Source organism: Ruminococcus flavefaciens (assembly GCF_900143025.1).
In the GTDB taxonomy this organism is placed as follows: Bacteria; Bacillota; Clostridia; order Oscillospirales; family Ruminococcaceae; genus Ruminococcus; species Ruminococcus flavefaciens_I.
In genome coordinates this window covers 1-22,148 of the sequence record NZ_FRCT01000026.1, presented here as the reverse complement: position 1 = coordinate 22,148, position 22,148 = coordinate 1, and the positions used below count along the sequence as shown (strand labels likewise).

The 22,148-nt window shown below is 43.7% G+C and carries 19 protein-coding genes and 1 pseudogene; 6 read left to right on the top strand and 14 right to left on the bottom strand.

What is annotated here, in order from left to right:
- Nucleotides 1-157 precede the first annotated feature (157 nt).
- Nucleotides 158-1,285, bottom strand: a complete 1,128-nt coding sequence (locus BUB28_RS16205; protein WP_081373578.1) for an SGNH/GDSL hydrolase family protein — start codon at nucleotides 1,283-1,285, stop codon at nucleotides 158-160.
- A 232-nt stretch (nucleotides 1,286-1,517) separates the two neighbouring features.
- Between BUB28_RS16205 and BUB28_RS16200 the strand changes: the two genes are divergently transcribed.
- Nucleotides 1,518-1,976, top strand: coding sequence for an RNA polymerase sigma factor (locus BUB28_RS16200; protein WP_072952549.1), 459 nt, complete (start codon nucleotides 1,518-1,520; stop codon nucleotides 1,974-1,976).
- A gap of 3 nt (nucleotides 1,977-1,979) precedes the next feature.
- Nucleotides 1,980-3,950, top strand: coding sequence for a dockerin type I domain-containing protein (locus BUB28_RS16195; protein ID WP_072952548.1), 1,971 nt, complete (start codon nucleotides 1,980-1,982; stop codon nucleotides 3,948-3,950).
- A gap of 177 nt (nucleotides 3,951-4,127) precedes the next feature.
- Here the strand turns inward: BUB28_RS16195 and BUB28_RS16190 are convergent, their stop codons facing one another.
- Genes BUB28_RS16190 through BUB28_RS16180 form a run of 3 tightly spaced genes read right to left on the bottom strand, consistent with a single transcriptional unit; the run spans nucleotide 4,128 to nucleotide 7,751 of the window.
- The gene (locus BUB28_RS16190; protein WP_072952547.1) at nucleotides 4,128-6,383 is read right to left on the bottom strand and encodes a CotH kinase family protein; all 2,256 of its coding nucleotides are present in this window, start codon (nucleotides 6,381-6,383) and stop codon (nucleotides 4,128-4,130) included.
- A 12-nt stretch (nucleotides 6,384-6,395) separates the two neighbouring features.
- Nucleotides 6,396-7,067: a DUF4956 domain-containing protein gene (locus BUB28_RS16185; RefSeq protein WP_072952546.1), complete on the bottom strand. Its 672-nt coding sequence runs from the start codon at nucleotides 7,065-7,067 to the stop codon at nucleotides 6,396-6,398.
- Between the two features lie 15 nt (nucleotides 7,068-7,082).
- Nucleotides 7,083-7,751, bottom strand: coding sequence for a polyphosphate polymerase domain-containing protein (locus BUB28_RS16180; RefSeq protein ID WP_072952545.1), 669 nt, complete (start codon nucleotides 7,749-7,751; stop codon nucleotides 7,083-7,085).
- A gap of 281 nt (nucleotides 7,752-8,032) precedes the next feature.
- On the opposite strand from BUB28_RS16180, the gene BUB28_RS16175 reads away from it, so the two are divergent.
- Together BUB28_RS16175 and BUB28_RS16170 are read left to right on the top strand one after the other, a co-directional pair.
- Entirely contained in the window at nucleotides 8,033-8,710 is a 678-nt protein-coding gene (locus BUB28_RS16175) for a response regulator transcription factor (RefSeq protein ID WP_072952544.1), read from the top strand.
- The gene (locus BUB28_RS16170) at nucleotides 8,704-9,927 is read left to right on the top strand and encodes a sensor histidine kinase (protein ID WP_072952543.1); all 1,224 of its coding nucleotides are present in this window, start codon (nucleotides 8,704-8,706) and stop codon (nucleotides 9,925-9,927) included. Before BUB28_RS16175 ends, BUB28_RS16170 begins: the two co-directional genes overlap by 7 nt.
- Before the next feature lie 120 nt (nucleotides 9,928-10,047).
- On the opposite strand, the gene BUB28_RS16165 is transcribed toward BUB28_RS16170, so the two are convergent.
- The 9 genes from BUB28_RS16165 to BUB28_RS16125 form a co-directional block, all read right to left on the bottom strand.
- A complete protein-coding gene (locus tag BUB28_RS16165) occupies nucleotides 10,048-10,248 on the bottom strand; it encodes a hypothetical protein (protein WP_072952542.1) in 201 nt (66 codons plus the stop codon).
- Nucleotides 10,249-10,256: 8 nt separating this feature from the next.
- Nucleotides 10,257-11,156: a DUF4097 family beta strand repeat-containing protein gene (locus BUB28_RS16160; protein WP_072952541.1), complete on the bottom strand. Its 900-nt coding sequence runs from the start codon at nucleotides 11,154-11,156 to the stop codon at nucleotides 10,257-10,259.
- Nucleotides 11,149-11,808, bottom strand: a complete 660-nt coding sequence (locus tag BUB28_RS16155) for a DUF1700 domain-containing protein (protein ID WP_072952540.1) — start codon at nucleotides 11,806-11,808, stop codon at nucleotides 11,149-11,151. Before BUB28_RS16155 ends, BUB28_RS16160 begins: the two co-directional genes overlap by 8 nt.
- The gene (locus BUB28_RS16150; protein ID WP_072952539.1) at nucleotides 11,795-12,127 is read right to left on the bottom strand and encodes a PadR family transcriptional regulator; all 333 of its coding nucleotides are present in this window, start codon (nucleotides 12,125-12,127) and stop codon (nucleotides 11,795-11,797) included. The genes BUB28_RS16155 and BUB28_RS16150 overlap by 14 nt, the downstream gene beginning before the upstream one ends.
- 326 nt (nucleotides 12,128-12,453) lie before the next feature.
- On the bottom strand, nucleotides 12,454-13,758 hold the full coding sequence (locus tag BUB28_RS16145; RefSeq protein WP_072952538.1) for a sensor histidine kinase: 1,305 nt from the start codon (nucleotides 13,756-13,758) through the stop codon (nucleotides 12,454-12,456).
- The gene (locus BUB28_RS16140) at nucleotides 13,755-14,438 is read right to left on the bottom strand and encodes a response regulator transcription factor (RefSeq protein WP_072952537.1); all 684 of its coding nucleotides are present in this window, start codon (nucleotides 14,436-14,438) and stop codon (nucleotides 13,755-13,757) included. Before BUB28_RS16140 ends, BUB28_RS16145 begins: the two co-directional genes overlap by 4 nt.
- Nucleotides 14,439-14,449: 11 nt before the next feature.
- Complete coding sequence (locus BUB28_RS16135) at nucleotides 14,450-15,844, bottom strand: C45 family autoproteolytic acyltransferase/hydrolase (RefSeq protein ID WP_072952536.1); 1,395 nt, start codon at nucleotides 15,842-15,844, stop codon at nucleotides 14,450-14,452.
- Between the two features lie 11 nt (nucleotides 15,845-15,855).
- Entirely contained in the window at nucleotides 15,856-16,614 is a 759-nt protein-coding gene (locus BUB28_RS16130) for an ABC transporter ATP-binding protein (protein ID WP_072952551.1), read from the bottom strand.
- An 11-nt stretch (nucleotides 16,615-16,625) separates the two neighbouring features.
- A complete protein-coding gene (locus tag BUB28_RS16125) occupies nucleotides 16,626-19,049 on the bottom strand; it encodes an ABC transporter permease (RefSeq protein WP_072952535.1) in 2,424 nt (807 codons plus the stop codon).
- A 309-nt stretch (nucleotides 19,050-19,358) separates the two neighbouring features.
- Here BUB28_RS16125 and BUB28_RS16120 point away from each other — a divergent pair, with 309 nt between their 5' ends.
- Both BUB28_RS16120 and BUB28_RS16115 read left to right on the top strand, forming a co-directional pair.
- Nucleotides 19,359-20,621 carry a hypothetical protein gene (locus tag BUB28_RS16120; protein WP_072952534.1) on the top strand — a complete coding sequence of 421 codons (1,263 nt, stop codon included), beginning with the start codon at nucleotides 19,359-19,361 and terminating at the stop codon, nucleotides 20,619-20,621.
- Nucleotides 20,622-20,687: 66 nt separating this feature from the next.
- On the top strand, nucleotides 20,688-21,107 hold the full coding sequence (locus BUB28_RS16115) for an NUDIX domain-containing protein (protein ID WP_072952533.1): 420 nt from the start codon (nucleotides 20,688-20,690) through the stop codon (nucleotides 21,105-21,107).
- 117 nt (nucleotides 21,108-21,224) lie between these two features.
- Here BUB28_RS16115 and bglS read toward each other — a convergent pair.
- Nucleotides 21,225-21,863: pseudogene (gene bglS / locus BUB28_RS16110) on the bottom strand (beta-glucanase); the annotation flags it as partial.
- Nucleotides 21,864-22,148 lie beyond the last annotated feature (285 nt).

Genomic DNA, 22,148 nt, shown 5'->3' with positions numbered 1-22,148 from the left:
ATTTTTTCTCAGATAGGGCACACCAAAATAAAAAAGCCCCGCATGTAATGCAGGGTGTGCCCTATCTGAGAAAAAATAAAACTGAAAGTTTTAGGGAGAGAGTTTGAGAGAAGCCCCTTTTTCAAAAGGGGTTCTCTCAATAAATACTACAAAACTGCTATATGGGTATCGAGGTTACAGAGGAGTCTTTTGTTAATATCTTTCTTAATTTCACAACATCAAACACGTCTATAGCTTCATCTTTATTGATATCGTATTTTTCAAGTGTTATATCGCTGTTTGCCTCTTCGGAAGCACCGAGAATGAACTTCTGGAGCTTGACAAGATCTGCTACATCGTATTTTGTTTCGGAAGGCTGAACAGACGGTGCATTTTTCAGGTAGGAGTCTATGACCTCTGCCCAGTATTCGCCCATAAGCTTATAGCCCGTATTATTTGGGTGAACTCCGTCCATAAGCTGAGTCTTGACATCTGTGATAACGCTCGATACATCTGCATTTCTAAGCTGAGGACCTTTCAGTGTGCTTTCATCGGGAGTCTCGCCGCCCGAATTGATATCCCAGCCGCTCAATATCCTGACACTTCTCATTTTCTGTATAGTTGCTGTGACCTCGGCATTATACGTCTTTACCGTCTTATGTATACTCTCCTCAGCCACATCATCGGGATAATTGGTCTGCCAGTCGGCGGAATGACGGTAATTGCCGAACCAGTCGTAAACACCGCTTCGATTAGGGTCAACATCGGGTATCGTAGTCACGAAAAGAGTGGAGCTTTCGGGGATATTGTCCATGATATACTCCACAAGCTCCTGCAAGCGTCTGCCCGAGTTTTCCATATCGTGGTTGTCGATAACATCATTTGTGCCTATCTGCAATATTACGATATCGGGATTGCAGGACGCAAGACAGTCAGTGGACTTCAACGTTTCAAGGATACCGTTTCTGCCGGGATACTCCTTTATGGCATAGCCGCTGTAGCCTGTATTGTCGTCATCGTAGGTGAAGCTCTCCCCTGTTTCGCTGTCGGTATATTCAGCCATGAAGTTATTGCCCTTTGAACCTACCATATCAACAGAATAGCCCTTTTTTGTAAGCTCATTGTACAGGAATTTCCTGTAAGAGCCCGATACTCCGTAACCGTCGGTTATAGAGTCGCCTATTGCCATTATTTTTATATTTTCAGCCTGCTGTCCGCGTTCTGCACAGGCTCTATCAGAAGAAAAAGTCATACCCGTCATAAATACACAAGCAGCAGCTGCTGCCGAAGCTATCTTCTTCATCATATATCCTCCTTGATGTTTTTATTATTCTACCATATAAAAATCAGATTTTCAACCGACTAAAATACCGATGAAGTTGATTTTTTACAGGAAATATCCCTACCTGTTATTGCTTTATTTCCGCCCATATGGTATAATAAAAATACGGCAGAAGTTTGTTCACAAATTGTTTACAATTTTCTTTGCACATTCTCTGCTCTTAAACAGTTATACATTAATGAAGGGAGGTTTCAGCGTGTCAGTGGACATAAAAGATCAATACGATAAAATATTCCGCTACTGTTACTATAAGATTCACGACCGGGATAAAGCTGAAGATCTGACACAAGAGACCTTTCTCCGTTTTCTTGAAAGCTCTCATTACCACGATATGGGTAAGGAGCTCCATTATCTGTACACTATCGCAGGTAATCTGTGTGCAGATGCCTATCATCGGAAGAAAACTGAAGAGCTTTCGGAAGATATGAGCGACGGAAAAGATTACGAGGACTTTATTCTTACAAATGTGGCACTCGGTGACGCCATCAAGAAATTATCCGCCGAGGAACAGGAGATAATCCTGCTGCGTTATGTAAATGAAGTACCAATAGGCGTGCTGAGCGAGCTATACGGGGTATCACGGTTCAAGATGAGCCGCATGATTAAGCAGATACTCGCGCGTCTGAAAAAAGATTTTAAAGGATCGGAGGGCTGAGGCTTGAATAAAAGAATGAAAAAGGCTGTTCAGGAATCATTCAGATTTCCTGAGACCAAGCACAAAAATGAATTTCTTATGCAGGCTGAAGTCATCTCCGCTCAGGAAATGCAGCGGAAAAAGAGATATCCTGTTATATTCAGACTTTCCGCGGCTGCTGCGGCAGGCGCAATGGCTCTGGGTGTATGGGCAAATCTCAGTGACCGCTCAAAACCAAGCGAAAATGATTTTCGTGACGAGCCTGCGATCGTTACGACAACGGTCGGTAATGGTGAAATCCAGCCGATCACTACTGCTATCGGGAACGGCGAAACAGCAAGCGCAACTACTGTAAACGTCAGCGCAGTCACAACGGTCAGAAATGGGGCTGCTAAGACAACTGCGGTAACAACGGGAACAGCTCTTACTGCACTGGGAGCAAAATCTCGTAGCACTACTGCAAGCCGTTCCGACCACAGCAGAGTAACTACAAAGACCAAAAGTGAGACTTTCACTACAGAATATACTATAACAAACGAAGAAAAAACATATTATATGAAGCATCTCGGCGCTTTTGCTTCCGCCTTCGTTATGGGCGGAAATGCTATACCAATGGCTTCTGCTGCCGAGTATAAGCTGCCATATACCAGAATGTATCCCGATGAGAGCGATATCTTCGCAGAGCTTGAGGCAAACATTGATATTGCCGATATCAACTGCGACGGCGTTTTCAACATCAGAGACTGCTATGATGTCTTCTGCTACAGCAACTATTATCAGGTATCCGATACTGCTGCGGAAAAATGCAGAGCATACGGCATATCAAAGGTCAATGACGAGGAAAACAATGCCCCTTCATGGCTCAACTATACCGAGCTTATAAGGTATCTGCTCATAAAGGAAGGCGCAAAGCCTGAATTTTTCAGCCTTGAAAGCTATCCCTACCGAGATACTATAACAGGAGCATATGCTCCGTTTGCTTCCGAATTGTTCGTTTCGGCAGTATTCAGCGAAAGCGACCACCTTATGGCCGGTTATCCGCTTATATCTGCCGCATACAGAAATAAACGCATCGACCTCGATGTAAACGCTGACGGACTCTTTGATATAAACGATTATATCGACTATTTCGTCTGCACCACTAATTTAAGCAAATCCAAGCAGGACAGCGGAGATTTCATTCCGTGGGAAAGACCTGAGACTACTGTTCAGCGATGCAATGAGCTTCGCAGCAAAGCAGAAGCTATCACTCGTGACAGCTGGCTCGAAAATTACTTCGTATGGTGCCTGCTCGAATATACACCGTTCCGCTCGGAATATGCCGAGGCAAGCTATTATAACAGCATTATCCCCGAAAAGTATTCAAGGTATTACAGCCCAGAAAGATATTTTGAGGAGTACTGTGAGACAACGGGTATAGAAGAGTATCTCTTCACATTCAATACCCAGAAGTTCAACAGCTGCTTCGATGAATACTGCAAGGACGTTGCCGCAGGAAGAAGATCAGCTCCCGATATAAACCTTGACGGAGTTATCGACCGCAGCGACTATGAAGCCTCTGATGTATACTTCGGAGATATCCTCAACGGAAGAAACGCTTCACAGAGCGCCCTTCCTCCCAGAGTATGGAACAACATCACATCAAACTGTGATTTCAACAACAACGGCACAAGCGGCGATGTCTATGACATAATGATAACCCAGATGTACGTGCTTATAAAGACAGGCGAGAGCAATTCAAGCTCGGGCGGTTCGTACAACTACGACAGCAATATGGGTATGTTATGGGATATTGACAGTTCACGCAGCGGTGACGTTAACGGTGACGGTGAGGTAGATATGGCAGACGCAGTTCTTATCATGCAGTACCTTGCTAACCCCGACAAATACCAGCTCACAGATGCAGCTATGTTCAACGCCGATGTTGAAGGCGACTGCGACGGACTTAATTCAAACGATGCAAGCGCTATACAGCGCAGACTGCTCGATCTGTGACATATAACAATGCGTTCTCATTCCTCATATAAATGATATTTTGGAAGGATTTCCCACAGCTTATGCTGTGGGATTTCTTTTTCAGCGTGACATCGTCCCCTATTACCGCCGCAAGAAAAAACAGGCGGATACTTCATAAGGTATCCGCCTGTTTTTATAAATATTAAGCAAGTAGTATTATCGCTTGAATTTAACAGCAAATCCAAGACCGATCAAAAGAATAAGTGCAGAAACTCCAAGCAATATATATGCTGTGCTGTTATTTTCTTCGGGAGCACCGTTCATAGGAGAAAATCCGTCCATATCAGGTCTTTCGCCGCCGCCCGGCCTTTTTTGTGTATTTGCGCCGCTGTTATTATCTGATGCTGCCTCTTCTTCAGGTGCATCAGTTTTTTCTTTCACTTCGCTATCATCATCACTGTTATTATCGGTCGTATTTTCAGTATCGCCGAATGGTGAAAAACCTTCGGGCATATTGTCCGGATCAAAGTCCTGTGGCGGCTGTCCGCCGAAATCAGGCATATTGCTTGGGTCGAAATCATCGGGCATTTCTCCGTCGAAGCCCTGCGGAGGCTGTCCGCCGCCAAAATTCGGCTTTTCGCCCTTGGTTTCATTTGAATTATCGCTTTTTCTGTCAGGTCTGCCGTTTCCGTTTGGAGCCTGTACATTGCTAAGGTTTGCTACAGATAAGGACGAAGTATCAGGCATCCCCTTTCTTGTTGCCTTTTGCGCAGTATTATCAGTTGTTTTTGTCATGTCAGACTTATCCGACAAGCTTTCATTGCGTTTTCCTCCGAAGCCGCCTTTTCCGCCGCCCATTGAGCCCATGTCCGAGGTATTCAGACCGTCTGTATCAATAAGTGCGGAGCTGTCAGCCTTTTGTCCCTCTGTGGTTGCAGGGATAGTACCGTCAAGCTGTCCGCTTACGCTTTCTGCACGGAGAGTACAGAACTTGCTGATCGCCTCAACGCCTGTTTTGAATTCCTCATAGGTACAGAATTTAGTCGGATCTTTCTCGACATATTTGTCGATGAGCTCTGCTGTATCGGCTACAAGCTTTTCAAAGTCCACACTTTCAATAAATTCACTGAAAAGGCTGTGATACTGCTCTGTGTATTCCTCATTGTCAAATATCCACGCTATCATGGGACGATCACTCATGCCGTTCGATACAGGTGTATCAATAGGCGAATTAACGGACGATGAAGCATTACCGCCCATAAATGAACCGTAAGCAAGATTGTAGTCCCAGGGTATCATTGAAAGCTGACCGTCTTCCTCATAGAGGTAGTAGTTATGTATCATCTGACCTGTGTAGCTGTCACCGTTGACGAGAAAATCATGGACTACGAAATAGCGGATAACCTCTTCGGTATCAACTGTGTTTTCAAGGTCAGACTGCTCCAGCAGAGCTTTCAGCGAGCTTATAAGGCGCTTCTTATCGGCTTTGTCAACAGGTGTTTTGGCATTGCCAAAGATATTGGAATAGCTGTCAATATCATCATCGGTATATTTCAGCTTTACATCATCACTGCCCATACCGAAGCCGCCGCCGAAATCAGGCTTTTCGCCCTCCTCTCCGAACATCTTTGAAGGATCAAAGTCACCGAAGTCTTCGGGCATATTATCAGGATCGAACTGCGGCATATCTCCGCCAAAATCAGGCATATTGCCGAAGTCAGGCATATCTCCGCCGAATTCGGGAGCTTTGAATGAATTATTGTTATCGTCTGAGCTTTCTTTATCTTCTTCGCTCATTTTATCTTTAAAATTCCCCATACTAAAGTCTTTACCGTTACCTCTGCCGCCGCCGAAGCTCATAGCATCAGGCTTGTAAAGGTCACCGTAATTACTGCCGTAGTTTCTTTCAAGGAACGACTCCTCTATAGCCTCTACAGCAAGGTACAGACCCCAGTCATCACCGTTTACTGTGATATAGGCATAGCTGCAAAGCGGAGCATCAACGCCGAAATCATACATCAGCGTATATGCAAGATAGTCCTTCATGTAGGTGTTGTCCTGAATAATGTTGTTCAGACAGAGCTTGTCAAGTCCGTGATAGGTCTTGCCGTTTTCGTACTGATCGAACTCTATCTTGAAGCTGTAGCGTTCGCTGTCCATATTCTTTACGGAACTGAGAGAAGTATTTCCCTTAGCTCTGATACCCACATTTTTCACTGCTTCGCCGTCGATGACAAGATTGCAGGCGGAATATTCCTCGCTCTCACAGCCCGCTATGAAGCCTTCCCAGTCGTTCATCACTATGTCAATGGTATGTACCTTAGAGCGGTCAAACAGACGGTTCTCATAGCCCATAGCGTGAGCCGTGGTCTGTATGTCGAAGACCTGACCGTTGCAGAATATAAAGGCTATGACAATAGCAATGGCAGTGATAATAATGCATATCCTGTCTATGTTCTTATGTGCCGACATTCTATCACACCCTTATCCCATGTAATCACCGTTGTAGCTTACAAGAACAGCACTGCTCACGCCCTCCATGTCTGCAAGGACATTGACGAAATCGGTGTTGTCGTCTTTAAGGCGTATCTCCATATTCAGCTCTACAGAGCCTTTCTGAGCAGTTTTGCTCTTGACTACGCACCTTTCGGTCTTGCCGTCAAGGAAAGCCTTAGCCTTTGTTTCGCTGTCGTGGCCGTCACAGCGCACTACAACGATATAAGGATTTTTGCTTGACTTGCGGTTTACGAATATAAGCAGGATAACGCCGATGATAATACTTCCGATAACTGCAAGAGGTATCATGCCTGCTGCAAGTACGATACCTACTGCTATCGACCAGAAAAGAAAGGCAATATCCAGCGGTTCCTTTATGGCTGTACGGAAACGGACGATAGAAAGTGCGCCGACCATACCGAGGGAAAGAACTACATTGCTTGTAACTGCAAGGATAACTACTGTTGTTATCATTGTAAGTGCAACAAGAGTCGTGCCGAAGCTTGCAGAGTACATAACTCCCGAATAGGTCTTTTTGTACACGAGGAATATGAACATTCCCAGCCCAAATGCGAGAAGCAGAGCTATCGCCATGTCGAGAATACTGACACTGGTCACATTCTCTATAAAATTAGACTTGAAAACATCACTGAAACTCATAATAAAAACTCCTTATTATCCGTAAATTCTACAGGCTGCATATTTTGAGAATGCTCCCTCACGCCTGTCTGAGAGGGCAACTGCATCTCTGATGATATCGGGAAGGAAACCGTCCCATTTGACTTCAAGGATTATACTATCCGAAACGGGAACTGTAACACAGTCGGGATCAAGAAAATCCGTACACCTCATGCCGCTCCGCACATTGTAATCAAGGGTGACCCGAACATTTCCCGCGGGATATATAAATGGCTCTCTTGTGTAGTCAACGATGGTTTTCGGAGCTATGCCCTCTGTATGCATTTTTGAATAAAGCTCCCGAATAAGCGGATATTCCGACTCTATCATCCAGCCTATATCACCGTCAACTATGCTTTGTGCCTGCTGTGCGGTAAGCGGTGCGCTCTGCTTGTTTCCCAAGTGGTCTATCTTGCTTTTCTTTTCAAGATGAATGACCGATGTATCGCCGTTGTAGTACCTGATACGAAACTTTTCACGGCGGCTCATTCCGTTTATCTTTTCCATAAGTGCCTTATCTGCGAGATTATCAAAGTAAAGACTTCGGATATTGTATTTTCCGTCAATGGTATGCGGATCGTGATAAGCAACTGCGCTTAACCTGTGGCGTATAGTTATCATGTCTGAGTAGTTTATCTCGTGCTTTATCTCATGTCTCAGATCCATAGTTTCACCTCTTTTCTTTGTCATAGGTACGCACACAGACCGATGAAGGGACGTAAGTCTGCGTGCGATTTATCCTATGCATTAATTATACCTATGAACGCTGAATTGATGCTGAAAACGAGTGTCAAGGCTGTAAAACCAAAGTGAAATCTAAGTGAAATAACTGAAAAACCTTTTATTTTCAGCTTGAATTCAGTTATATGTTGTATTATAATTAATGTAGAGAACGCCGTTCACGGCGTTATGTGCGTATATATTATGTGACGAAAGGGGAATCACATATGAAAATCCTTATAATCGAAGATGAAAAGGTCCTGGCGGATTCACTGAAGCTCATGCTCCAGTCAAAGGGCTTTGAAGCAGAAGCTGTTTATGACGGCGAAAGCGGAGAGCAGTACGCTATGCTGAATATCTATGACCTTATAATACTTGATATCATGCTTCCAAAGAAAAACGGTTATCAGGTGGCAAAGGCTATCCGTGAAGGACGCAATGCAACGCCTATTCTCATGCTGACGGCGAAATCCGACGTTGAGGACAAGGTGCATGGGCTTGACGCAGGTGCGGACTACTACCTGACAAAGCCATTTGACGCAAGAGAACTCCTTGCCTGCGTAAATGCTCTTCTCCGCCGTCAGGGCTCACAGGTGAACGAGCTTGCTTTCGGAAATACACGCCTTGATATGGAGTCAGCCTCTCTGATATGCGGCGAGAATAATGTGAGATTATCCGCAAGAGAGTTTGAAGTAATGCGTATGCTTATGACTTCGGGAACAAATCACATTTCAAAGGAGACACTCCTCACTAAGGTGTGGGGCTATGATTCAAATGCAGTCGAGAACCATGTTGAGGTATATGTAGGCTTTCTGCGGAAAAAGCTTATCAGTATAGGCTCTGATATCCGTATCGAAGCCATAAGACGTTTAGGCTATCATCTGGAGTGTGATGGAAAATGCTGAAACGTTTGAAAATAAAGTTCATTGCAGTAATAATGAGTATCGTAACTATATTGTTCGTTGTGATATTCGGACTTGTTCTGCACTTTACAAAGCAGAACATCGAAAGAGAAAGTGAGCAGATGATGCGTACAATGGCGTTTCGTCCTCCTGCCTCTGGTCCTATGCATAAGCCTGACAACAATAAGGACAACAGACAGAATAATATCAGACTTCCTTTTTTTACTGTAACTGTATACGAAAACGGTGAAATAAAAGCATCAGGCGGAGATTATTTTGATCTTACAGATGAAGAGATGCTTCAGAAGCTTGTAAACGCTGTTAATGAAAGAAAAGAAGAAACAGGTATATTACCTGATTATGACCTTAGATACATGAAAGATCATAACAGGCGAATAAAAACCATAGTATTTGCTGATATATCCAGCGAAAAGGCAATGATAAGGGGACTTATCAGGAACATGGCTATAATCGGAATTGTGGGATATGTAATATTCTTCCTTATCAGCCTTATCCTTGCAAAATGGGTGACAAAGCCTGTCGAAAAAACATGGAACGAACAGAAGCAGTTCATAGCTGACGCTTCCCACGAACTGAAAACTCCGCTGACTGTTATCATGACAAATGCGGAAATGATGAACGATAAGAGCTACTCCGAAAGCGACAGGCTCGGATTTACAAAAAATATCCTCTCAACGTCACAGCGTATGAGAGGACTGGTCGAAAGTCTTTTAGAGCTTGCAAGGCTTGATAATAACAGGACACTGATAAAGCTTTCCAACGTCGATCTCAGCAAGCTTATAAACGACAGTATACTGCCGTTCGAGCCTCTGTTTTACGAAAATAATATGGAGCTTTCAGCTGATATCGACAACGATATCAATGTCGAGGGCGACAAGGACAAGCTCAGACAGGTAATAAATATCCTGCTTGACAATGCACTGAAATATTCCGATCCTGCCGACAAAGTCACCGTGAAGCTGAAACGTCACAGCTCTGAATGTATTATGTCGGTATCGGGTCTCGGAACTCCGCTTACAAAGGAAGAGCGTGTTGATATCTTCAAGCGTTTTTACCGTGTGGATCAGGCAAGGAATGACGGTCAGAGCTACGGTCTCGGACTTTCTATCGCCGACAGCATAATCAAGGAACATAACGGAAAGATATGGGCTGAAAGCGAAAACGGCTACAACACCTTTTTCGTTTCTTTGCCGTTATAAGACAAAAATATAAAGTCTGCGAAAACAGTTCTGTACCGCTAACGCCGACTATACAAATTCTTCCGCAAACCAAAAGCCGCAGAAGCTCCTTAGAGTTTCTGCGGCTTTATCTATTCTATATCATGGCTCTGTATGCTCGTCATTTTCTTCTGCACGTTCAAGTGCTGAGATAACAGCGCAGAGTTTTTTTCTGCTGCCGCTGTCAAACTCAATGGTAACAACTGTATCATCACCGATAGGCAGTGTATCTGTAACTGTACCGTTCCCGAAAAGCCGATGATGAACCCTGTCGCCTATTTTTATTTCAGTATGGTCAAGCATGGCTTTTATCACTCATTGTAGTAAACATCTACCGAGCCAACACCATGATCTATATCCATTTTATACTTTCCGCCGTTCTTTGAGAAATCTGTCTCAGGATTTGTAAGTCTGAATATCATCTCTCCTACACCGCCGTCAGCGTTGATATTTCCGTTGATAGTACCTGAAAACTCAAACTTTCCTACACCCTGATCAAGGTCAAGACCGCCAACAGTGCTTGAAAGTACGTTGATCTCACCTGCTCCGCCGTCTATCTCCAGCTTTTCCTTGCAGTCCATACCTGTAATGTTTAACTGTCCTGCTCCGCAGTCGATATCAGCTGCGCTGCATTTTACATTTGTAAATGTGATGTCCCCCGCTCCACAGTCAAGCTTGAAGCTTCCGCACTTTATATCCGAAGCTGTTGTCTCGCCTGCACCAAGGTCAAGAATGAAGCTGCTGTACTCCTTTTCGGGAAGTGCAACCTTTATAACAGCGTTTTCGGAATCGTCCCAGAAATTTAATCTCGGAATCGTAATAATGCCTATCTTTCTTTTCTTGCATAATGTCTTGAATGTCGAGCCCTCTGTCTTTGCAACAAACATCTCGGGAACATTTTCGGCATCAATATGTATCATCTTATCAGTGCTCTTTGCGATAGTTATATCAGCATATGGGATATCAAGCTCAATTCTGCTGATTGACTCGCTGCTGAAGGTCTCGTGCATATCCTTTGTTTTGAAATACTTGTCCTTATCACGTCCGTTGTAGAGAAGTACGCCCAAAACGAGCAGGATTATTCCTACCACCAAAAATACCAGCCATGCAAGTCCGCCGCCTGAGCTCTTCTTCTGCGGTGCCTGTGTATACTGACCATTCATACCATAATTCATATTGTTATTCATTTCCATGTTCATATTCTCAGCCATTTACTTTTCCCCCTTTTCTGAAAAGACCACATATCCAGTTGCATACGCCCTTTATGCCTCTGCCCATTGCAGGGATAGCACGGTTTATAACAGGCTTGCAGATAAGCAATACGATACCTGTAAAGATAAGACCTGCGCCGAGAAGCATAAGTCCTATGCTCGGTACTTCAAACAATGCTGCTATACCGCCCAATATAAGACCGATGCCTGTAGCGATAAATGCAAATACAATCGATATTGCCGCAACAATGAAAGCAAACAGTACAGATACTACAACAATGAGTACCGGCAGCCATATGGGGAATGTAATTACGCCAAGAAATATCTTGAGTCCCCAGTTGCCTGACTTCTGCTGTACAGGTGCGCCCTGATACGGATACGGATTCTGGTACTGCGGCATAGGCGCAGGTGCAGGTGGTGGCTGAGGTGCAAATGCCTCAGGACCGCTTATCTGTATACCGCTCTCACGGAGAATATTTACAGCCACGTCCTCGGGCGAGCCCATAGAAGCCGCTGTCTCCTCCTCTTTACCGAATCCTGCGTCGAGAAATACCTCTTCGTAGTAAGTAAGGGCATCATTTATATCATCGGAATTCATACCGCCTTTTTCCAGGCAGTTTCTAAGTCTTGTAAGAAATTCAAGCTTGTTCATTCTCTTCAGCTCCCTCATCCATTAAAATACTGTCGATCTTCTTCTTGTGATTACGCCATTCCTCTCTGTATTCCTCCAGAGATGTTTCACCCTGCGACGTTAATTTGTAGTATCGGCGGTTCCTGCCCATATACTCCTTATCATATGTTTCAAGCATCTCGCCCTTCTGCAATCGCCTCAGTACGGGATAAAGCGTGGATTCCGATATATCCACAGCCTTTCGCAGATACTGCGTTATCTCATAACCATAGGTGTCATTGCGCTGAACTATGGAAAGCACCATAGCGTCAAGCAATCCCGCATTAATTGAAAAACCCATATACTTTCTCCTTTCCATATAGTATTTTATGGTTTGCAATATTTGGTTTATGACAATATTATACGCCGTATAATATTGTTTGTCAATACAATATTATGATTTTTACAACGATTTGTATACTTGCACAAGTCTAAACCTTCGACAGCGTTCTAAATTGCATATTTTCACCAACTTCCTAATAAAAAAGCCCGAAATCATACATTTGCTTGCCGTACGCCGAGGGCGGAGTACCCTACAATAAACAAAATGCCCCTGAATGTTTTGAAACACTCAGGGACAAAACTTCTATATTTGTATTCGCCTTATGCTCGCAGGCGATAACTATATCATGGATTTTCTATATAAATGACGAATTCCATTTCGGAAGTATCTTCATGCCGTCTTACATAAACTTTGCCGCCCAAAGCTTTAACTGTCTCATTAACGACATACATTCCGATACCGCTGCCGTCTTTTTCGGCAGCATTTGAGCCGCGCCAATAGCTCCTGAATATATAAGGCAGCTCCTTTTCGGGCAGAAGCTCTCCGCTGTTTTTTACGGATATGCAGAAGCTTTCGTCCTGCTTGGTAAAGCTCACCCTTATCCCATGCCCGTCACCGTACTTTACCGCATTTTCCAATATCTGGCTTATAGTACGGAAGAGGGCGTATTTATCGCTTTCCATTACAGAACGGCTGTTACATTCCACCTCAAAGGGTATCCTCTTCATAGCCATTCTGTCCTTATATTCGCTCTTCACAAGTTCAGCCAGCTCAGCAACAGAAAAACGGCTTATTTCAAGGTCTGTGACCGATGCCGATGAGGAAGCAGAGTTGAGGAGCTCTGCTGCAAGTGCATCTATCTTTTCGGTATTCTTATCTATCTTGTCAGCAATGCTGACTATCATATCATGGTCAGATGAGTATAGCCCTGTCCTTACAGCGTCGGTATAAAGACGAATATTTGATACAGGTGTCTTGACACCGTGCGCTATGGACGATACAAGAGTGCGCCTTTGTCCTTCAAGCTCATTTATACGCTTTGTGCTCGACGCAAGCACATCGGACAGCATATTCATACCCCATATATACCTGCCGAAGTACCTGCTCCTGCTTTCGGGCAGCTTCTGTATGTCGCGCAGCCGAGCCAGACGCTCGGGATAGTCCGACAGTCTCCTGAACGGAACTATCACTGCAAACCATATATAAAGCGCATGAGCAAGAATTATAAGAAAGCTCACTAATATAACGATATTGCCTATGAGCAGCACATGAGCGATATCAGTTTCACTGTAGCGATATTCCGCAAAGCCTGCTATCTCTCCGCTGCTGTCATATATAGCACAAAGAGCCTTGCTTTTATATATAGGTGCATAGAAAACATCCCTGCTGTCACTTTTTACGGGAATAAAGCTTATGCTTTCCGGAGCATCGTCACCGAATTTTGCTTTCCATTTTACAATATTCGCTGATATAATGCTCTCCGCATCATTCCCGCCATCGGCAATGCCTGCCGTAAGCTCCGCGTTTATCCTGTTTACGGCAACATTTCTCCTGTTGTTCTGAGCCGATATAAGCTTTCTGCACCCTATATTAAGTCCTGCCGCAGCCGCAACAAATAGCAGGACAAGTGTTATCATTATCTTCTTCATCGGCTCTCTCCAAATCTGTAGCCGACCTTCCACACGGTCTTTATTATTTCGGGAGAGTTAGGATCCTTTTCGATCTTTTCACGTAACCAGCGGATATGTACGCTTACTGTGCTCGGCTCTGTAAAGCAGTCGTACCCCCAGACCGCATTGAAAAGCTCGTCCTTGCTTACAGCCTCGCCCTCATGCTGCATGAGGTACTGCAAAAGCTCAAACTCCTTCGCATTGAGCTTCAGCTCCTTCCCTCCTGCGGTAACACGGCGTGAAACCGTATCAAGCTCCACACCGCAGCTGCAAAGTACTCCTCTGCTTTCGCTTTCGTGTGAATTTCTTTTCATAAGTGCGCGTATCTTCGCAGTAAGCACCCTTATAGAAAATGGCTTGTCGATATAATCATCAGCACCTGTCTCATAGCCGAGTAGCTTGCTCTCCTCGTCGGTCAGTGCGCTCATAATAAGGATAGGGATATTCCTTATGCTGCGTATTGCCGAGCAAGTCTCAAAGCCGTTCATTTTCGGCAGCATAACGTCAAGGAGCACTAATCTGCACTCCTCCCCTTCAAGCAGCACAAGGGCTGTCTCGGCATCAGCGCAAAGCTTGACCGAGAAGCCCTCATTTATCATAAAATCTCTTACCAGCTCCCCCATTTCGGGGTCGTCCTCAATGATAAGGATATCTGTCATTTCATACTCCTTTATTCCCAGCTTCCGAGGTCGATGAATTCGGGCGAATCAATAACGCCCTCTGTTCCTGTAAGTATCGCCTGAAGCGTATTTGTCGAATAGTCTGCAATTACCATATGTACAAGCCCCTCGCCGCGGATATTTACGAGCTTGTCATTTATCTTTTCACAGGTCATAAGCTCCTTGAAGCGTTCGAGTGTCATATCCTTCTGTCCGCAGAAAAGTCTGTTATACTTGTTCCACCTTATCAAATTGCTTTCATTGTAGGTTATTTTATCTGTATTTCCGTCGGCGGAGAATGAGTTTACCGAACAGATATAATTCGTATCGTCCCATTTAAGCTTTTTATTGAGCTTTGTATTTCCGTCGCGGATAACTGTCTCACCCTCGCCCTCTTTATCTGTGACCACAAGCTCTGCGATAAATGCGTCATTCTTATCGGTAGCAAGTATATTCACGCAATAAGGAAATCTCTTTGAATTTTCTGCCATATATTCCGCACATTCCTTAGCGGTATCCATATTTTCAAGAGCATATCTCATAGCGTAGGTATAGCTTGTCTTGCCCTCACAGGTATATTCCGCATCGCTGCTTCCAACATCAAGCTCGCCAAGAAGCACTCCGTTTTTATTCACAGCTGTGAGTATCGGGAAAAATCCCATGTAAGTAACGGAAGTAAAGCTCTTTTCGCCGTTTTTATAGTGTACAAGAGAATGAGCCTGACAAAGCTGGTTCTCGCTTCCCAGCTGCCATTCAAGTACACGGCAGGTTATACGCTCGCCTGTTGCAGTGGTATTACCGTTGGCAGAGATAGCGCTGCAAGCTGTCCCTCTCAGCGCATCGGGGATAAATTCCATTAATATAACCTCATCACGGCTGAGTTTACCGTCCTGCTTGAATTCTATATCCTTATCTCCCAATTTCTCCGCAAAGCCTTCAAGCTCCTGTCTGTAGTCATCGTCAAGTCCCGTATAGAAGGTCATCACTCTTTTCTCTATCTCAGAATAATCCTCTTTGGTACCGTTAGCGACCGAATTTATATTTTCGTACAGGTACTGCTCCAGCATCTCACCGTAATCAGGTCTTGCAAGGAGTATAGCCTCGGCATAAGCCGCACCTACGTCCTTATAGCTGCCATTTTCATAATCAAGTGTGACATCAAAGTAGCTGTTCTTGTTCTCTATCCTGCACAATCCGTCAGATGATGTATAAACTTCTTTTGTTTCTTCCTTAGTGGGAGCTGTTCCCTCATAATTATTTTCTATACAGTTGTTTGCAACAGGGGTAAGCGGAGCTTCGTCAGACTCGGGTACAACATAATCATCATACGTAAGCCGTCCGCAGCCGCTTAGCATAACTGCTGACATAAGCACTGCACATACAGCCGATATTTTTCTTCTTTTCATCATGCTCCCCCTTACCAACCCTGCTCCATGAGCCAGTTTTTAAGCTTGCGCTCTCTTGCAGGCATCTCACCGTCATCAACAAGCTTTCCAAGCTCCATTTCTCCCTGTATATCACCGTCGATGAGGTACAGCACCTTATCGCTCATGGCAGCTACCCTTACGCTGTGAGTTACCATCATTATAGTAGTACCCTCACGGTTTGCTGCGGTTATCTCCTTCATAACATCTGCGGCAGCCTTTGAATTCAGTGCGCCTGTAGGCTCGTCAGCGAATATCATCTTAGGCGAATTTATAAGTGCTCTGCACAGACAGGCTCGCTGGAGCTGTCCGCCCGATACCTCGTTGACCTCATGCTCTGCTATATCTATTATCCCAAGCCTGCGCATGAGCTCCTCAGCCTTTTGGTTTGCCACAGCACGAGGAGTTCCCGCCTGATATGCGGGAAGTACGATATTGTCAAATACGCACAGTTTCTTCATCATGTACATCTGCTGGAAGATAAATCCCATTTCATTGAGTCTGAGCTTTGAAAGCTCCTTTCTTCCCATTGAGCCTAAATCCCTGCCGCCAAAGTCCACAGAGCCCGATGTCATTGCGTCCATGCCGCTGACAGTATACAGCAGCGTGGATTTACCGCTTCCGCTGGGTCCCATTATAGATACGAAATCTCCCTTATTGAGTTCAAAGCTCACATTTCTGAGCACGTTGTTGCTGTATTCCTTTATTATGTATGTCTTGCAAAGTTCCTTTACGGATAAAACCTTTTCCATATTGCTCTCCCTTACTCCTCTGATATTTTCCATATTCCGATATTGCGTATGCTCTTGAGAGTCAATGCTACCGTCAGCAGTACCGCACCTAATACAATAAGCGGTATGATAATAAAGCTGACAGTTATCTCAGGCAGGAAGTTTACTCCCGTTACCTCATAGCTCTCCATGAATTTAGTCATAAGCAGCTGACCAAGCGTCTTGAACAGTACCTCAGCCAGCACAACCGAAAATACTACAAGCACAGCCATTCTCAGCAGATGCCATTTCCTTATTGAGCCGTCAGTAAAGCCCGTACTCTTCAGCAATGCTATTTCAGAGGTCTCCTCTGTAACGAATACAGTCGAATAGAGATATGTTATAAGTATGAGCACGAACATGACTGCACCGCCCAATACATATTCAAGAAGGGCAAAAAGTCTGTCATATTCTGCCATCTGATCCTCCTTCAGCGACTCCTGCCATGATCTTATGGCATCGCCTCCGAAGCGTTTCTTCATAGCCTTAACTATACCTTCCTTCTGACTTTCAGGCGCGTCTATGACATAGCCTATCCAGTCCTTAGGATAGATCTCCTGCCCCTTTCGGTAATCCTTACCCATGATGATCTCAGGACTGCCCGCCTCGAAATAGTCAAAGAAAGCAGTTATGACAAGCTGTCTCTTTACATTATCAGTGGAAAGACCGTCCTCGCTTTCCTCACTTATATCCACTGTCACCACATCACCGAGCTTTATACCCAGCTTGCTTGCTGTAAAATAACTCATAGCCGCTTCGTTTTCAAGCTCAGGCATTCTTCCTCCATTGCGGTATCTGAGCTTATCAATGTTTTCGCCCCATATTATGTCGAAATTCTTGACCTTATCGCCCTTTTCGTTCAGAAGCGAACCCCATGAACAGTTCAGGGTATCTATATATGCAGGGAAACCATTTTCCTCAAACAATTCGTTTATGACCGCGTGTATATTCTTGCCCTCTGCCTCACAGCGTTTATCGACCTCTTTTTCAAAATCTCCTCTTAAACGCACGTCAAAATCTATTGTATGATACAGGAACAGCTTCATGTAATTTTTGGAAATTATACTGTTGCGGACGTTGTATGCCAGCAGGATTATTGCCGCACCGAGAGTATAAGCGATTATCAGGAATATATACCTCTTGAAACGTCCGAGTATATCTGTAATGGCAAGGAAAAACGGCACTGACATCTTCTTCCTTTTGTGCAGGAAAAGCGGAAAGCCCTTTCCGAAACGCTCGCCGCAGTTCTCGCCGTGTATAGAGTCGATAACGGATATCTTGCTTATCCTGCGCATTACCATGAGCGAGAAGCCTATCATCATTGCTATGATAGCCAGTACAGCTATGATACCGATGATAATTGTCTCATACTTCTGAGGAAGTATCACATTTGCATTGAAAAGATTGACCACAAGTCCCGAGATAGGGATACCTGCCGCAATTCCTATTGTACCGCCTATTACCGCAAAGGCTATGTATTTAGCAGCAAACAGCCACCTGAAACTGAACGAATCAACACCCAGTGCCTTCATCATTCCTATTTCCTTTTCCTCTCTCTTCAGATCGGCTATCATTGTAAACCTTATAGTCATAAATATGATAGCTATAAGGAAGGCACTTATAATAACAACGAAAACAGATACTATCGCCTGCATTATAAAGCTGTCATCTGAAAAATCATTTTTCATGTATATAGGACAGATTATTTCTTCAGCCTTCAGGTTTGTAAATATCTCATCTACCTTTACTGAATTACAATCCCTTATAAAGAGTCCGTAATCCTTCATTTTTCTTACTTCGTCCTTTGTAAGGGTATCGTAATCCTCGTCTGCAACTATGATACGATTTCTTGCAGTAAATCCGCTTTCCTTGAAAAAACGAGCCACTTCAAGCTCATAAATATCACCCATAGAAGTCGTAAACCTTACTTTGTCTCCTATCCTCAGTCCTATGCTTGTACTGAAACCCACAGGACAGGCTATAGTACCGCTTTTAAGAGAGAAGGGCATATCATTTGTATCATACAGAAGATCATATTCACGGGGCAGCTTCATAAGGTATGTCTGCTTTCTGAAAAAGCTGTTGCTTTCGTCCTCCTGGATATTCGGATAATCCATTCTGAGAGAATTAATTCTTGTCATATCACAGGAATAATACTTCTCAACATCCTTGTAATCATTAAGGATCTGCTCGAGCTTTTTCGTCTTTTCCTCATCTTCTGCTACACTGCCCATAACCATCATATCCGCAGAACTGATATTGCAAAGCTTCGTCATTCTCTTTTCTCCCGTAAGATAGGAGTATATTTCCACAGAGCCTGCAAATACCAGCACCGATGCCACGGTTATGAATATAAACAGTATCACATTCAGACCTTTTTTGCATTTAAGGTCTTTTTTCAGCATCTTAAAGAACATATTTTACTATCCTCCGCCGTTGTATTTGTGTTTTACTGTTAATATGATAACATACCAAAGTTTAAAAAGTCCTTAAAAATTAAAAAATCTCATTTGATTATACCATAAAAATGAGAAAATATCAATTTTCGCATACAAAAAGTAGTATTTACGCTTATTTATCATCGCCTTACCGCTTTAAACAGGTTTTCAGCTAATTTTCACACGCATTTCATCTAAATCTGCGAAAATAGCAATAAGAGAGATGACAAATCATTGAATGTGTGATATAATACCTATGACAGACAAAAATACTACGGAGGTCAAGATATGAAAAAGCTAACAGCTCTTTTATGTGTAACTGCACTTCTCTGCGGCTGCAGTTCAAAGAATGAAAAGAAAGACAACGGCGGCACTACAGCTTCGAAAACAGATTCCACGTCTTCTTCGGCAAGCACCGACAATACAGAACCAACAACAGAATTTGATGATATGTATATAGATACTTCCTACGAGGATCCTGTTGAAGGTGAATCCATAGATGTTACGGAAATGGAGGACGTAAGCTGGGACAAATTATACCGCAAGGAACTTGAGGAATTCAAGAAATCCGCCGATTATGATGATACAGCCCGCTTTACTATATACGATATAAATGACGATCAGATACCTGAGCTCATCATATCCTACGGTCCTATGGGAAATAAGACTTATCTTCTCAAATCTCTGAACGATACGGATTATACCGAGTTCAATAAGATTGAAAACTGCGCTGACCTCTGCTACATAATGAAGAGAAGTCTTCTTGCTACATTCAGATACAACGATGCTGAGCATATCCAGACCGTTCAGCTTTACCGTCTGAAAAACGACAAGCTCCCAAATGTATACTCCTACCAGCTCACAGACAATACAGCAAAGGTCAACGGCAAGGAAGTCACTGAGGACGAATATACAGAAGAATATAACCACTTCTTTGAGGGCGTTCTCAAATCAATAGGCATGGATCACAGCTTCGATGATGACATAATCAACGCCGCTCTCGGCTATTCTAAGGACTGGAAGGAAGCTTACTGCGCTGTACTTAACGACTACCTTAAATATAAGAAGGAAAACGACGACAACCACTTCTCACTCATGGATATAACAGGTGACGGCGTCCCTGAGCTTTTCGTTTCGGGCGGATATCATTACGCACCTTATGTAGATGTATTCGCATGGAACGGCTGTCCTGTTCCTGTAGGCACATTCGGCGCTGACGGCACTATGCTCTTCAACGACGAGAAGAACGAGATCTCAACTAAATTTGACGGTCCGAGCATTACATCGGGAAGCATCTATACCTTCAACAATGTTTATAAGTTTGAAGAAGCCTTCACCTACGGCAACAACGAAAACAGCAAGAAGAATGACGAGACTGTAGAAGTAGTTTACTACCTCAACGGCGAAAAAACTGATAAAGACACGTACAACAAAACAGTCAAGGAACGCACCGCAGGTAAAAATTACATACTCGGTCAGGATAACGACATCACAGAAGAAACTATCAAAGCACTTTCTGAGGGCAAGTATAAAGAACCCGAAAAGAAATAATCATCACATTCAAAAGCTCCCGATAACATTCGGGAGCTTGATTTTATAGAATACAGGAGCCTTGAAATGATAGCAAAAATAATCGTAAAATGTATCATATACAATAAAGAGCTTGGTCGTTTTCTTCTTGTCAAACGAAGCAAAAACGATGATATAGGCGCTGATACATGGGAGAATACAGGTGGAAATATCGAAAACGGCGAAACTCCCGAGGAGGCAGCGATAAGGGAGATAAGTGAAGAAACAGGCATTACTGATATAGAAATAAAAAATATTGCTTACATAACCATATTAGAAGGCGAGCTTCCCGACCTGCTGATAGTATACCTGTGCGAAACGCATACAAAAGCTGTAAAGCTCAGCTCTGAACATCAGGAACATATATGGGCTGACGAACAGCAATGCAGGTCTTTGCTCCCCGAAGCGATCATAAATGACTTTGAGAATAATAATGTTTTCTATCTCTTACGCAGAAACGATCTGTGATAAATATGACCTGTATCAACATCATAATAAAGCAAAAAGACCGCATTCCATAAGAAATGCGGTCCTTTTTTTACAGGCAAACACCTATTTGGCATTTATAAGCAATTACTGCTTGTTGTATGTAGCCCACTCATAACGTGCTGTGAGAGGAGTCTTTCCGTCGTAATGACCAAGCCACTCATCAACACCTGTACCCGGCCATGCATTCATCATGATCTTACCGGGAGTCTGAGGAATGTTATCGTAAGCTGTGTATACTGCCTTACCGTCAACATACCATGTTATGTGGTCACGCTGCCAGTCAAAGCCGAATGTATGGAAGCCCTGTGAAGAGTCGAATCCAAGATCGTACATCTTCTCATGATTTCCCTGTCCGTTTGTGTAGTAGTTGAACTGAACCTTTGTAGTATCCTTACCGAGGATCTCAATATCTATCTCGTCCCAAGGATTACCGTCAGACTCGCCTGTATATGTGAAGAATGATGAGTTTACACCTGTGTTCTTCATAGCCTGCATAGATGTCTCATAGTAACCGAAACCATAGAAATCATTGGTTCTGTACTCAGCACCTGCATAGTTGTACTTGCCAGTCTTGTCCTTGTCAATTGTGAGCTCAAGTGCGCCGTTTCTGAAAGCAGTCTGTGACTTGTACCAGCCGCAGTCGAAAGGATTGCCGTTGGTCCAGCCGTCAGAAGCTATAAAGTAGCGTGAAGAACCTGTTCTGAAATCATCAGCCATTGTAGCGGAACTGTTGAACTTGCCTGTGGAAGCACTTCCGTTATTGCCCTGATTCTGGTTCTGATTCCAGTTATTGTTGTTATTCTGGTTGTTCCAGTCCCAGCCATTGTTCTGGTTCTGGTTGTTCCAATCGTTGTTTACAACACCGTTCCATGTGTTGTTGTTCTGATTGTTCCAATCCCAGCCATTGTTCTGATTCTGGTTGTTCCAGTTATTCCAGTCATTGTTCTGGTTGTTCCAGTCATTATTCTGGTTCCAGTTGTTGTTCTGGTTGTTCCAGTCATTGTTCTGATTCCAGTTGTT

Bases quoted from the DNA above. Each gene is read 5' to 3' on its own strand.
- BUB28_RS16205 (WP_081373578.1), bottom strand. From the start codon at position 1,285: ATGATGAAGAAGATAGCTTCGGCAGCAGCTGCTGCTTGTGTATTTATG.
- BUB28_RS16190 (WP_072952547.1), bottom strand. From the start codon at position 6,383: ATGTCGGCACATAAGAACATAGACAGGATATGCATTATTATCACTGCC.
- BUB28_RS16185 (WP_072952546.1), bottom strand. From the start codon at position 7,067: ATGAGTTTCAGTGATGTTTTCAAGTCTAATTTTATAGAGAATGTGACC.
- BUB28_RS16180 (WP_072952545.1), bottom strand. From the start codon at position 7,751: ATGGATCTGAGACATGAGATAAAGCACGAGATAAACTACTCAGACATG.
- BUB28_RS16175 (WP_072952544.1), top strand. From the start codon at position 8,033: ATGAAAATCCTTATAATCGAAGATGAAAAGGTCCTGGCGGATTCACTG.
- BUB28_RS16170 (WP_072952543.1), top strand. From the start codon at position 8,704: ATGCTGAAACGTTTGAAAATAAAGTTCATTGCAGTAATAATGAGTATC.
- BUB28_RS16165 (WP_072952542.1), bottom strand. From the start codon at position 10,248: ATGCTTGACCATACTGAAATAAAAATAGGCGACAGGGTTCATCATCGG.
- BUB28_RS16160 (WP_072952541.1), bottom strand. From the start codon at position 11,156: ATGGCTGAGAATATGAACATGGAAATGAATAACAATATGAATTATGGT.
- BUB28_RS16155 (WP_072952540.1), bottom strand. From the start codon at position 11,808: ATGAACAAGCTTGAATTTCTTACAAGACTTAGAAACTGCCTGGAAAAA.
- BUB28_RS16150 (WP_072952539.1), bottom strand. From the start codon at position 12,127: ATGGGTTTTTCAATTAATGCGGGATTGCTTGACGCTATGGTGCTTTCC.
- BUB28_RS16145 (WP_072952538.1), bottom strand. From the start codon at position 13,758: ATGAAGAAGATAATGATAACACTTGTCCTGCTATTTGTTGCGGCTGCG.
- BUB28_RS16140 (WP_072952537.1), bottom strand. From the start codon at position 14,438: ATGACAGATATCCTTATCATTGAGGACGACCCCGAAATGGGGGAGCTG.
- BUB28_RS16135 (WP_072952536.1), bottom strand. From the start codon at position 15,844: ATGAAAAGAAGAAAAATATCGGCTGTATGTGCAGTGCTTATGTCAGCA.
- BUB28_RS16130 (WP_072952551.1), bottom strand. From the start codon at position 16,614: ATGGAAAAGGTTTTATCCGTAAAGGAACTTTGCAAGACATACATAATA.
- BUB28_RS16125 (WP_072952535.1), bottom strand. From the start codon at position 19,049: ATGTTCTTTAAGATGCTGAAAAAAGACCTTAAATGCAAAAAAGGTCTG.
- BUB28_RS16120 (WP_072952534.1), top strand. From the start codon at position 19,359: ATGAAAAAGCTAACAGCTCTTTTATGTGTAACTGCACTTCTCTGCGGC.
- BUB28_RS16115 (WP_072952533.1), top strand. From the start codon at position 20,688: ATGATAGCAAAAATAATCGTAAAATGTATCATATACAATAAAGAGCTT.